Annotated in this window: 9 protein-coding genes; 3 read left to right on the forward strand and 6 right to left on the reverse strand. The window is 47.0% G+C overall.

The window, feature by feature from the left end; translation table 11 throughout:
- Positions 1–141: 141 nt before the first annotated feature.
- Together CRO25_RS12995 and CRO25_RS13000 are read right to left on the reverse strand one after the other, a co-directional pair.
- Positions 142–2733, reverse strand: coding sequence for a glycine betaine ABC transporter substrate-binding protein (locus CRO25_RS12995; protein ID WP_079695262.1), 2592 nt, complete (start codon positions 2731–2733; stop codon positions 142–144).
- On the reverse strand, positions 2699–3928 hold the full coding sequence (locus CRO25_RS13000; RefSeq protein WP_063564457.1) for a glycine betaine/L-proline ABC transporter ATP-binding protein: 1230 nt from the start codon (positions 3926–3928) through the stop codon (positions 2699–2701). The genes CRO25_RS12995 and CRO25_RS13000 overlap by 35 nt, the downstream gene beginning before the upstream one ends.
- Positions 3929–4425: 497 nt before the next feature.
- Between CRO25_RS13000 and CRO25_RS13005 the strand changes: the two genes are divergently transcribed.
- Positions 4426–4998: a GbsR/MarR family transcriptional regulator gene (locus CRO25_RS13005; protein ID WP_063564456.1), complete on the forward strand. Its 573-nt coding sequence runs from the start codon at positions 4426–4428 to the stop codon at positions 4996–4998.
- Positions 4999–5095: 97 nt separating this feature from the next.
- On the opposite strand, the gene CRO25_RS13010 is transcribed toward CRO25_RS13005, so the two are convergent.
- The 4 genes from CRO25_RS13010 to CRO25_RS13025 all read right to left on the reverse strand — a co-directional run bounded on the left by CRO25_RS13010 (position 5096) and on the right by CRO25_RS13025 (position 10093).
- Positions 5096–6724, reverse strand: coding sequence for a helix-turn-helix domain-containing protein (locus tag CRO25_RS13010; protein WP_179132164.1), 1629 nt, complete (start codon positions 6722–6724; stop codon positions 5096–5098).
- A gap of 198 nt (positions 6725–6922) precedes the next feature.
- A complete protein-coding gene (locus tag CRO25_RS13015; RefSeq protein ID WP_063564454.1) occupies positions 6923–8209 on the reverse strand; it encodes a hypothetical protein in 1287 nt (428 codons plus the stop codon).
- Between the two features lie 152 nt (positions 8210–8361).
- The gene (locus CRO25_RS13020; RefSeq protein WP_063564453.1) at positions 8362–9195 is read right to left on the reverse strand and encodes an ABC transporter permease subunit; all 834 of its coding nucleotides are present in this window, start codon (positions 9193–9195) and stop codon (positions 8362–8364) included.
- Positions 9188–10093: an ABC transporter ATP-binding protein gene (locus tag CRO25_RS13025; RefSeq protein WP_179132165.1), complete on the reverse strand. Its 906-nt coding sequence runs from the start codon at positions 10091–10093 to the stop codon at positions 9188–9190. Before CRO25_RS13025 ends, CRO25_RS13020 begins: the two co-directional genes overlap by 8 nt.
- 448 nt (positions 10094–10541) lie before the next feature.
- Between CRO25_RS13025 and CRO25_RS13030 the strand changes: the two genes are divergently transcribed.
- Both CRO25_RS13030 and CRO25_RS13035 read left to right on the forward strand, forming a co-directional pair.
- Positions 10542–12377, forward strand: coding sequence for an HSP90 family protein (locus tag CRO25_RS13030; RefSeq protein ID WP_079695265.1), 1836 nt, complete (start codon positions 10542–10544; stop codon positions 12375–12377).
- On the forward strand, positions 12377–13432 hold the full coding sequence (locus CRO25_RS13035) for a hypothetical protein (RefSeq protein WP_079695266.1): 1056 nt from the start codon (positions 12377–12379) through the stop codon (positions 13430–13432). The genes CRO25_RS13030 and CRO25_RS13035 overlap by 1 nt, the downstream gene beginning before the upstream one ends.
- Positions 13433–13477 lie beyond the last annotated feature (45 nt).

Consider the following 13477-nt stretch of genomic DNA (forward strand, 5'->3'; position numbering starts at 1 on the left):
AATTCAGTTTCACAGCTTTAAACACCTGATAGCTTTAACCCATTAGCTTACCTAATCAATTAAAAGTTACACTAAAAAAGACCACCGAAATTTTTTCGGTGGTCTTTTTGCTAAATTCAGGTTTATCCATCTTAATCTGGTTTAATTATCTTTTAAATCTTCAATGGAATTGATGTCCATATAGGTTGGTACAACCAGACCTGTTTTGGCACCGTCCATATTTGGACCGAGATCATCGATCTGATCCTTATATTTGTTGAAATAATCTACAGAGGTGAGCGGCAACCATGCAGCTGGAGTTGCATCAACATCACCATTGGCAATGCCGGTCCACATTGGACCGATTTCCACTTGAAGAGAGGTTACTTTGTAACCCAGTTTTTCTTTAAGGATGTACTCCAGCAAGTTCGTACTTGCAATCTCGGAGTCCCAGGCTACGTAACTCAGTTTAATGGAATCTCCATTCACCGGGGTCAGACCTTTGGTCCATTCAGCCACTTTGTCGCTATGCTTCTCTGCAAAAGCTGCTGCGGCTTTTTGGGGATCTTCTCCGTTTTGAATGGCAACCATGATTTCACCCATATCCTCAGGTGTCCAGGAGAAGCGATCCAGGAATTCATAAGCGACAGGTTTGTCTTCCTTTAACCCTTTACGGGCAATGGTATGAATTTGTTCTGCTTCACCGTAGACGCCTTCCGGATCGTCCAGGTATTTCAGGTCATATGCATTGAACATCCAATGCGGTGTCCAACCGGTAACGATAACCGGTTCCTTATTCTTAACCGCTTTATCTAGCGTAGCTGTCATTGCGGCTCCTGAACCTTCAACCAGTTTCCAGTCAGACAAACCGTATTTCTCAATGGCACTCGCTGTGGATTTCATAATTCCGGCACCTGGATCGATACCGATAATTTGGTGATTCACTTCATTTCCCACATTGGCATTCGCCGATGGAGTGGAGGAAGAAGCACCTGTTTCCAAATCTGCAATCGAATTAACGTCTGTCATGTATGCAGGAACAACGAGCCCTGTGCGTACACCGGTCATGTTGGCTCCCAGATCATCCACCTGGTCTTTGTAACGTTCCCAGTAGTCAGCGTGAGTCAATGGCAGCCAAGCTGCTGGAGAGGCATCTACGTCGCCTGAGGCGACACCCGTCCACATAGGTCCAGCTTCAACTTGCAGGGCGTTAACTTTATAGCCAAGTTTGCTTTCCATGACATATTTCAACAGGTTAGTACTCGCAATCTCAGAATCCCAGGCTACATAGCTAAGTTTAAATGCATCACCGTTAACTGGCGTCAGACCTTTGGTCCATTCGTCAATCTGGTCTGCATGTTTCTCAGCGTAGTCTTTTGCGGCTTCTTCTGGAGATGTACCATTTTGGATGGCACTCATCATTTCGCCCATTTCATCTGATGTCCATTGGAAACGGGACAGGAATTCATAAGCAACCGGGTGATCTCCTTTCAAGCCTTTACGTGCGATGGTGTGAATTTCTTCAGCATCACCGAAAGATTTTTCGGGATCATCCAAATATTTTAGATCATATTTGTTGAACATCCAGTGTGGAGTCCAGCCTGTAATAATGATCGGTTCTTCCGCTTTAATGGCTTTGTCCAGTGTGGCGGTCATCGCTGCACCAGATCCTTCAATCAGGGTCCAGTCCGTCAAATGATAATCTTCAATGGCTTTGGCAGCGGATTTCATAATTCCGGCACCCGGATCAATACCAATGATCTGATATTTGACTTCTTCACCTACAGCATTCGCTGGAGTGTTGTTACCGCCGGCAGAAGTACTGTTGCCGCCAACAAAGTATTGTGAGAAACCAGCTACGAGCACAACAAATGTGGCTGCAGCAGTAATCCAGGCTTTTTGTTTCGCTGAGAAGCGTGAGCTTTTCTTACGGCCTGGCATAAACAGATTTTGAGTGAAACGGTCAAGTACGATCGCAAGAACCACGACAGCCAGACCAGCTTCAAAACCTTTACCAATCTGCAACTGTGTTACCGCACGATAGACTTCCGCACCAATACCCTGTGCACCGATCATGGAAGCAATAACAACCATGGACAGCGACAGCATGATGGTCTGGTTAATCCCTGACATTACGGTAGGCAATGCGAGTGGAAGCTGTACTTTGAACAACTTTTGCATGGACGTAGAACCAAAAGCATCCGCTGCTTCGACCAGTTCGCCAGATACCTGCTTAATTCCGAGGTGAGTCAGGCGAATCGTAGGTGGAATCGCGAATATAACGGACGCGATAACACCGGGAACCACACCAAGGCTGAAGAAGGTTACCGCTGGCAGCAAGTAGACAAATGCAGGCATGGTCTGCATAAAGTCAAGCAATGGTGTAATAATCCGGGCTGCAGTTTTGCTGTATGCGAGCCAGATACCGATGGGAACACCAAGCAGAATGGAGACTAATCCTGACGTAATAACGAGGCCCAAAGTATCCATCGATTGGGACCAATATCCGAGGTTATCTACGAGCAAGAAACCGATAACTGTAAACAGGGTCAGTGGTATTCGGCCAACAAGATATGCCAATACACCGAGTATTACAATAAACAGGAGCGGATGGGGGAGCATGAACAGCCCGGAGAAAAATCCGACAACCTCCTGAATAACAACAGAAATGACTTTAAATAATCCGGAGAGCGAGGTGCTCATCCAGTCAACAATCGCTTCAATCCACGATGCTAGTGGTATTTTGGGAATCATTCACAAGTTCCTCCTTTACTGCAACTTCACCGCTTAGTGCTCCAAGCAGGGCACCGCGGACGATAACACCTTGCAGACGGCCGGTTTCGCCAACAACAGCGAGCGGCACATGGGCTGAACTTACAATTTCGAACAATTCATGAATCAGGGTTTCAGGCGCTACAGTCGGCCCATCCGTAATCAGAATATCGTTCAACACTTTGTTTTCGCGCATTGCTCGGGTTGCATCCTCTGCTGTAATAACACCAAGCAGCTTCTTCGAACGGTCAATGACAAACAGGTTGGAAATACCACGTTCGCGCATTAATTCGAGGGCAACACGAGGACCACGGTCAAGCGTAATCGTTTCAGGACGTCGCATAACATGAGATGCGGTAAGGACCTTGGACAAGTCCACGTCTTCGACGAAGCGGGCCACATATGAGTTGGCCGGTTGAATCATGATTTCTTCCGGAGTACCGATCTGCACGACTGCGCCGTCTTTCATGAGGGCAATACGATCGCCGATGCGCAGCGCTTCGTCCAAGTCATGGGTAATGAAAATAATGGTCTTTTTCATTTTATCCTGAAGCTCAATCAGCTCATCCTGCATATCACGACGAATCAGTGGATCAAGTGCACTGAATGCTTCATCCATTAACAGGACTTCCGGGTCATTCGCCAGCGCACGAGCCAAACCTACACGTTGCTGCATCCCGCCACTCAGCTCATCCGGCATTTTGTCTTCCCAGCCTTTAAGGCCAACCAGTTCAAGCGACGTTTTTGCTTTTTCCCGACGTTCATCTTTATCTACCTTTTGAACTTCGAGTCCATACTCCACATTATCAAGAACGGTACGGTGCGGGAATAACGCAAACTTCTGGAATACCATGCTGATCGTTTTCCGACGCACTTCGCGCAATTGTTCTTTGTTCATCTTACGTAGATCTTTACCATGGACAAGAATCTCTCCCGATGTCGGTTCAATCAGACGATTGAACATTCGAACAAGTGTAGACTTACCACTTCCGGACAGTCCCATGATGACGAAAATTTCACCTTCCTGAATTTCCATGTTGACCCGGTTGACACCAACCGTTATCTGTTTTTCTTTGGCCAACTTTTCTTTGCCCCAACCTTGCTCCAGTAATTGTAGACCTTGCTCGGTTTGGGGTCCAAACAGTTTACTTACATTTTTTACTTCAAGTATGGTCATGTTTTCACCCCTTCTGATGTGTTGTGCACTTCGAACGGCTTTCAGCATCCACAAGCCCATACACTTGTGCGCCCAGCCACGAAATCCGGTAATCGTTGCTTCGCTTCCCGTCTTTCTGGGTAACGTTTTGTATTCTAACAATACTTAACCCGTATAGCAACCGAATAAACAGTACATAATGTTTGTACAGTAAAAACTGTACAAAGTTTTCCGTCCATATGCTCCGTCATTCTCCTTATTCTGGCTAATAAGACACCTTTACATTTGATATCGCTTTTTCTACAATAGAAAATGTGCTGAATCTAAGCAGTTTTTTTTGGTTAAAAGATAGTCGTAGGCGTTTGCAACTTGGTCAAGCTCCCATGAAATACATGGGGTAACCTAAAGCCTGTTGGCATATAGGATGTCCTGCCGGATACTTTCCCATGTAAGCCGGATCTTAAACAGTTGCAATTATTTTGCCGAGACTGGGAATGTTGAGAATGGAGGTTGCAAGCATGAGCTTGGACCATTTACAAGAGGAACAGCAGGCAACCGTTCTTAGGATCCGTAAACGCGTCATTGAAGCCATTGGGCGTAATATGGATCTCTACGGCGTTACGCTGTCCACGGGACACTTATATGGATTGCTTTTTTTTGCAGACAAACCTATGACCCTTGACGATATGGGCCGGGAAATGGAAATGAGCAAAACGAGCATGAGTACCGGCGTACGTACACTGCTGGATCTAAAAATGGTGAATAAAGTATGGAGCAAAGGCTCCCGGAAAGACCTATATGAAGTGGAGTATGACTGGCATCAGACGTTTACGGATTATTTTGTGATTAAATGGAGAAAAGCCGTGGAGAGTAACCTTCAGGTACTGCGCAAATCCGTTGATGAACTGAATCGTTTGATTGCTGATCTGGATGAACAAGCAGATGCTGAACTTCTTCACATTCTTAAGGAAGACAAGCATAAGGTGCTTCAAGCAGAGGCCTACTACAAATGGCTGGATCGCTTGATTGATACCATGGAAGATGAAGAAATATACAAACTGGTTCCGAAGGAAGAGATTAAGGAACATTAATAACAGCAAAAGCAAAGAGCCCTTTCCGAATTGGAGAGGGCTCTTTTGTCTTGGGGGTTACGCACTTGTACATTTATAATGAAGAAAAACACATGCTTTACAATTGGCCGATTAATCCCACACGTGATAAGGTCACAAGCTGCTGAACGATCTGTTCCAGTTCGTCCATGATCTGATGGCGTCCGCTGGGGGTCCAGGATCGTACAGACCAATCGGATATATCGTGTACGTTACCTTTCAACACGGCTGGAGATCGATTCCAGGCTGTAGTTTGTTTCATACGCCGAAGCAGTTTCTCACTGGCAGGAGTATTGGAGACGCGGTTCATGAACAGATGATCCGTATCCAGCATGGGGATGCTATCTGCCGCATACTCATCTGTCATTAAGTCTGTACATATGATCTGTGCAGGGTTCAGTCCAAGTTCACCGTAGATAAGGCGATTTAATGGATGCTCGATATTTTCCTGGAGCCGGATAGACTGATTCGTAACCTGCATAAGCATAATACGTTCTTGCCCGAAATGATGCTTCAAACGGAGTCCGATATCAAGGTTGCGAAGCTCAAGCTGTTTGAAATTCTGTAAGGCCTGCTGCTCCCGTCCGACCAGTTCAGCCAAGCGTACATGATTTTCTTTCCATTCATGGGCCTGATCCATGATAACCGTAGGTGCAATACTTTTGAGCTTATCGTAAAAGGGTTGATGATAAAAGTCACCGATAATCAGGTCCGGCTTGGCCTGACGTAATTTCTCCAATTGTGTGGATAGCCGCTGCTGCTGCTCGACTTCATCAAGCTCCCGATCATGGAATCCGTCCATTGCAGCTACGGGAGACAATCCGAGCGAAGAGAGGTTCTCATGAAGTCCCATTCTGGACGCGGTAGCCACGCGAATTTGGTCTTTTTTCATATATAGGCTGGGTGCGATCCCCAAGGTTTGTTTGAATTTGCGGCTAAAATAATATTCATTGCCATAGCCAACAGATACGGCGACGTCTTTGATTACACATGTTTCCTGCTTGAGCTGTTTTTTGGCCTCGTCAATCCGTAAGCGATTCAGATACTCGGTAGGTGACATGCCCTTGGCTTTCTTGAAACTGCGAGAATAGGAGCTTGGCGTCAATCCGGCAATTTTGGCCAGTTGATCCATGCTGATACCTTCACTCATGAACCTTTTCATATACATAATGCTGCGTTCAAGCGCCGGATCGACCTTCTCATAATTTTCTTCAAGCCGGTTCTCCGAGAGATACTGCAAAAGCTCGTGCAGCTGGCTATGTATACTGATAAAGTGATCGGGGTGAACGCCGCGGTAGGCTTCATACAATTGTTTAACTCGCGCTCTGGCTTGTTGGTCATGACGAACCATCAGTCTGCCTGTCTCCCAATCCAGCGGGAAACCAGAAGAGGAGGACATTTTCCATTGGCCACGCACTTGCTGCAAACATACCGTATCCATGCTAAGTATTATAAACTCCGTAACAGCCGAGCGTGCAGCCGCCTCAATCGTTGTTCCTGGCTTAAGAACATACAGTTGATTGGCTTCGGCGGTATAGACTGTATCGTTCAAGACCAGAATACCGTCTCCTTGTAAAATAAGACAGAGCATGGGCCGGGACACCCTCTTGCCCTGCACACGGAAATGCTCCCCGCGCCGTACACGGCACATGGAAGAGAGGAGCGGTAGAGATGAGGTTTCAGAAATGAAGGAAAGCTGTTCAGTCATACGGACCATCCTTTTGTCTTATTTTCTTAATGATAACAATTATCATTCTCATATAGAAGATGTTTTTGAAAAATAGTTTTGGACATGAAAAAAAGAGGATACCCAGAGCCGTGATGGCTTTAGAGTTATCCTCTATATTTGAAACTAGAATGTTGAGATAGCTATAAGTCTCTATAAGTCTATACCCACATGCGTGGGTTAGTTTGGCACGACCAACAGGATATCATCCAGGAAAACGTCGCTTAGCACCTTTTTGCCTGTGCCATTGGCTTGCACATGATACAGCCGATAGAGATCATTTGCGTTGATGTAGAACATGCCCGGAACATCGTCATGAAGCTGGAACGTTGACCATTCCTCTCCAGCAAGCTTGGTTACTTTGAGAGCTGTGCTCACGGAATAAAGACCATTTGTACCGGATAGATATGCAATAGTTGGTGTTCCGTTGGTCAACTGAGCAGTTACGAAAGTGACACTGTTCAAATTCAGGTTGGCAGATTTGGATACCTTGTTCCCGGCGATGGTTTTGGCATACGCCTTTTTGTCTGCATCCACAACGACAACCTTATCCGTACCCAGTGGATTGACCTCCCGGATGCTCTTACTATGAATCTGAAGTGTTTTGCCAGAAGTGGTTAATGCAAAGGCTTTGCCTGTTGAATAATCATAATCCTTGTTGCTATCCAGCTTGATGCCTTTGTTGTACACATACAGATTGTTGCCCCAGCCACCAGCATAAACAGCGTTCACATCCAGCTTTGCTTTGGGATTAACTGCTGTACCTTTGCCTGTATTGTAGTTTACCTTGTACATGATAATGGCGTTGGTAGAGTAGTACTGCTCGTATGGGTCAGTGTTCACCATCAATTGCAGTTCGTTTTTGGCCACGTTCATAAAATAACGACTCTCTACTGCACCAGCAGCAATTCGTTGCACTGCTCCGCTTCCATTGGATGCCTTAGAAACGATCCATGGGTTTCCATTAACGAGCCCGTTATAATATACACGGCCTTTCGTTACGGCGAGCAGCGGGAAATCTGTATCTGCTTTGTCTGCAATTTTGGTGGCAGCGGAAGCTTCGCTATTGCCATTTCCACGATAGATCGTTCCTTTGGAATCCATATAATAGATGAACCCGTTATCCGTAAAGTAGCTCAATACATCTGTCGCATACGTTTCAGCGGAATCACTAGAACCGTCATTGGGAACGCGAAGCAGCGTTGTGGAAGACTCGGAACGAGTGTAATAGAGATAGGTTCCAGCCGCAGACAGACCATCTCCTTCAAAATCAAGCAATACCTCTGTAGTTCCGCTTCCGTCACCGGATACTTTGTACAATACACCATCGGACTCATAATATACCGTAGTTTGGCTGAGGGAAGCTGCATGAGCATTGGCTCCGCCTCCAAGCACTGCTGCCGTGATCAGTGTGAACAGCAGCAAGGTGCAAACCGTGCGATGCATACGTGTAGACCATTTGTTCATAAATCAATCGTCACCCTTCTTTTTATGTATGTAAGTAACACATTATCACCTTACGTTATATCGGTAAACTATGGAAAATATGTTACACATCTCAGTCAGATAAAAACGACAGAAGATCAGATCTTCTGCCGTTATATTCAACCATATTCAGCCTAAATCTGACTTTCAGCCAGCTGTTGACGACTGTTCCACAAAGTAACCAGACGAAGCAAAATGAAACTGATGAGCAGAAGTACTGCTCCGACCAGGATTAACATGAGAGGACTGATAAGCAGCATGCCGCTCGCCTGACCAGCAATCAGCGCAAGCAATGGAAGAACGACCAGTCCTCCGAGTTGATAGGCCTCCTGAAATCCACGTACCTTCGCCGAGATCAGTACATTTAACAGAATGACCACAAGACTGCACGTTGGAACAACCCATAGAACCAGAATGATCCAGTTCAGATTGGGAAACATCCATGCCCCGAACATGGGATACAACAGGATATTGGCAATGATTCCGTAGATAATGAAGGTAATCCAGGATAACAGCAGGGAAGGAATAAGGGCAGCTAACACCTTGCCTTTAAACAACGTATCCATACTCATCGGAGTGAACAGAAGACTTTCCAGAGTCTTGCGCTCCTTCTCGCCTGCAAAACTGTTGGCCGTCAGAATGCTGGATGCCATCACCGGAATGATGAGAAACAGGGGTGCGAACATGTACAAGGCCAGGTAATAGACAATACGATGGTTATCCGTAGGCATCGAAGCAAGCTGCGGAATTCGCCCGGCATGGGTTAGGTTATCCAGTGTATCAAGCAGGAAGCTCATATTGCCGAGGGAAGCAAGTTCCATCCTTGAGGCTGCCCAAATGAGTATCCCAGGCATGATGATCCCGATAACTAGCGGAACGATCAACATGGGCAACCAAAGCTGCACGCTGGCTGTGATAGCTCGAATATCTTTACGAACAAGTGCACGTATGGCTTGTCGGTTATTCATGATGATGTGCCTCCCTAATGGCAAAATAAATACTCTCCAGATCGCTGCCCGTAATCCGGGCCTGATAGACTTGTCCACGCTCACTCAATTGTCGCAGTAACAACGGAATATCTTCACGGGTTTGAAGCTGAAAAACGGCTTTGTTGGCGGAAACCATCTCCGGTGTATACCCTGTTACCGTCTGCCAGCCATTCGGCATGGTCGCTTCAACCTCAATCCGGGGTGAGGTCAGGTATCGGTTAATGATCTCCTGCTCCGTACCTTCCTCAACCTTGCGCCCCTTTTCCATAAAAATATATCGATCACACACGGCCGATAGTTGGGATAACACATGAGACGATACCAGAATCGTCATATGTTCCTCTTGATTTAGCCGACGGATGATTCGGAGGACCATCTGAATCCCATCCGGGTCAAGCCCATTGGTTGGCTCATCCAGAAAGAGAATGGAGGGGCGGTGCAGCAGCACCCGCGCTAGACCTACGCGTTTTTTCATGCCTGTGCTGTAGGTACCTACTTTTCGATGTTGATATTCCTGCAATTCGAACAGATCCACAAGCTCATCAATCCGTGCTTTGGCATGTTGTACACCGAAAGCTTCAGCGAAAAAGATCAGGTTGTCACGCCCACTCATATTTTCATACAATCCACTCTGCTCGGTTAATGTGCCGCATAGGGCGAGTACGTTCTCCGTCTCACGGAAGGGATCGAGGCCGTTAATGCTCACTTGCCCACCCGAAGCGCCGAGAACGCCGTTCATGATGCGGATCAGGGTGGTTTTGCCCGAACCGTTAGGACCGATCAACCCGGTAACGCTGCCTTGTTCAACCGTGAAGCTGACATCGTTCAGTGCCTGATGCACTTTAAATTGCTTAGAAATGTTGCGAACTTCAATCATGCACATTCACCGTCCGATCTGAGTTTGGAGATTATACGTCCAGATGAGATATATCGTTCAAATGGAGGGCCGAAAAATAAAAATTATACGTCTTTAGTCCCAAACGCAAACAGCAACTTCACCCTAAAGTCCGGCGAAATCGGGTCTCAGGTTTGTTTTCACTGTGGTCTATACCATGTATTCTGGTTAAAAGGATGCAATATCTCGTTTCATTGCCATCCATAACGTGGTAATTAGACTTAAGGCCTCTTACATATCATGAATGCCTGAATATTCATCTAACGCCGGTCTTGGTTAGCCAAGGCCGGTTTAACGTCGTTACTTGGCGTATTCATCCAATGGAACGCCTCATTTCTTGTGATTACATAACTATTTCGTCTAACACATCATATGAACACTTCCAAGTAGGAAACATCAGATGTGTTTGGACCAGAGGAAGGTGAGCGAAATGACAGCATCCAATGAGTATCGCTTCCAGGTGAATCTAAGCGGTATGATCCAGATTCTATCGAACCATCTATACAGCAGCCCTAAAGTATTTTTACGTGAATTAATGCAGAATGCGACCGATGCCATTACAGCTCGAACAGAAGCGGAACCGGGATTCCAGGGTGAAGTACGTGTGGAACTGACCGGAACAGGCGAGCAGTTGACCATGATGGTGGAGGATAACGGCATTGGTTTGACAGAAGCCGATATCCATGAATTTCTCGCGATGATAGGTCAATCCTCGAAGCGTGGGCAGCAGGCCTTGCTGGATGGAGAGACTTCGTTTATCGGGCGATTCGGAATCGGATTATTGTCCTGTTTCATGGTGAGTCATGAAATCGTCATGCTGACGCAATCCGCGAAGGGTGGACCTTCGATGGAGTGGCGGGGTAAGCCCGATGGAACGTATACGATTCGGCAATTGGAGACACAGTTGTCTCCTGGAACGAAAGTATATCTGCGTTGTACGCCGGACGCAGCGCATTATTTTGAAACGGAATATGTGAAAGAAGCCTTGTTCTATTATGGAGCGCTGCTGCCTTATCCAGTCATCCTGCATAGTGACGGTGTTCAACATATCGTCAATAGCGAGTCACCGATCTGGTTGATGGAGCCTGGGCTTGCACGTGGACGCAGAGCGGAAGTGCTGGCTTTTGGTGAACGATTGCTGGGAGAGAAGTTTCAGGATTTCATCCCACTGACGACGGCTTCAGGTCGTACAGGAGGCATCGCATTTGTTCTTCCGCATGCAGTTAATTTGAATGCCAAGCGTTCTCACCGGGTGTATCTGAAGCGGATGCTAATCTCGGAGAAGGCGGAGAATATTTTGCCGGATTGGGCCTTTTTCGTGAAATGCCTTATCTGGACAGACGAGCTTCAACCTACAGCTTCACGGGAACATTTTTATGAAAATGAAAAGCTGGAAGAGGTTCGCTCCGAACTTGGCGATGCCCTTCGTAAAGGATTGGCCGACATGGCTGAGCGCCAGACGGAACGGCTGCAAAAGCTGATTCGCCTGCATGCGCTGTCGATGAAGGCACTGGCTGTGCAGGATCAGGAGTTCTATGCCATGATTCACCGCTGGCTTCCATTTGAAAGTACCCGTGGTCATCGGGAACTGGGCGAGTTGATGAGTGAGGGAGAGACGTTGTACTTCACTACCACAGTGGATGAGTATCGCCAGATTCATCATGTCGCGTCAGCCCAATCGATGCTGGTCATTAACGGTGGATACATCTACGACAGCGATTTGATGACAATGCTGCCACAAGTGGTGCAGCATGTACAGACGCAGCGGTTGCAGCCGGATGAGGTATCCATGAGTTTCACCGATGTGCCACCAGCTGAACGGAATCAGTATTATGATGCCTTGCGCCTTGCTGACTCTGCTTTGCAACGTTTCCGCTGCCGTGCAGAGGTCAAGGGCTTCAAGCCAGCTGATTTGCCGGTGCTGTTCACGCTCTCGCAGGAGTCTTCCACGCTGCGTGCATTGGAAAAAGCAAGTGAGGAGAGTACAGAATTATTCTCCTCCGTCCTTGGATCATTGTCATCCGGAATTAGTTCCGCAGGTTATTCGACCCTGTACCTGAACATCAGCAATCCAATTATTCAGCGGGTCCTGACTACACCGGATGCCCAAATGACTCCCATTGCCATTGAGATGTTGTATGTCAATGCATTAATGATGGGGCATTATGCGATGAATCGACAGGAGCTTGAGGTGCTGAATCAGGGCATCGTTCGTTTTATTGATTGGGGTTTGCGTGCGAATACAGATCGTAAGGGGGATGCCTGATGAAGACCGAAATGGATTTTGAGGATTTGATGGATGAGGCCTATGGCCTGCCTAATGGAACAGCGAAGCTTGGCATGCTAGAGGAAGCGGCAAGAGTCGCCGATGTGAATGGCATGGAGGAGGAAGCGTACGAAGCGCGTTCAGAGATCGTGGAGACCGCGACATTCTGCGGTTATCCGATGAAAGCACTGATTGCTTTTTCCTGGCAGCTGGGCAAGTTTGATCAAGAGCCAGAACGCTATGACGAAGAAACGTTAATGTGGTCGTATAAATGGATTTTGGGAGAACTATCCAGCTTCCCGGAAGTGTCTCGCGATAAAATGATGGAGCTGCTGGAGGACTTTGGACGTCGCTTCAAATCATTTGGGTACAGTGAACGTTCGTATTGGTATTATCGATTCCGCATATCCATGGATCTTGGCGATCTGGAGGAGGCGGGTACCAGTTATACGAAGTTCAGAAGTATGGATCGTGACTTTATGAGTGATTGTGAAGCCTGTGAGCAGGACGAGATCATGCGCTACTGGTTATTGGCAGGTGATGATGAGAAGGTATTGGAAGCAGCGAAGCCCATTTTGAAAGGGAGAATGAGTTGTGCCGAAATTCCGCACCTGACCTTATCGGAGATTTTGATGCCACTATACCGACTTGGCAAGATTGATGAAGCTGACAAACATCAGGCCAAAGGCTATCGCATGATCAAAGGACATAATGATTTTGTGCAGAGCTTTGCTGAGCAGATGGATTATCTTGCACGCACGAACCCGGCGAAGGGCATCGATGTACTGGAAGAAAGTATAGTGCTCGCGATGGACCATGAAGATCCGTTTGCCAAAATGATGTTCTATGCCAGAGCAGCACAATTGTTGCGCCGCTGGGCTGATGAATCTCCAGGATACCGATTGCGGCTTCCCGCTTCATTCCCTTATGAAGGAGATTCAGGAGATTTGCGTATACTGGCCGACTATTTTGCGGCATATGCCAAAGCGGCCGCAGACAAATATGACCAGCGGAATGGCAATCAACATGTCTCTTCCATGTTAAGCGAGGTATAGGAGAAGAGGAAGACAGCAGAGCATTCCGGCTACAAATGGTCAGCG

Origin of the sequence: Paenibacillus sp. RU5M (assembly GCF_900221055.1) — a bacterium.
GTDB classification, from domain to species: Bacteria; Bacillota; Bacilli; order Paenibacillales; family Paenibacillaceae; genus Paenibacillus; species Paenibacillus marchantiae.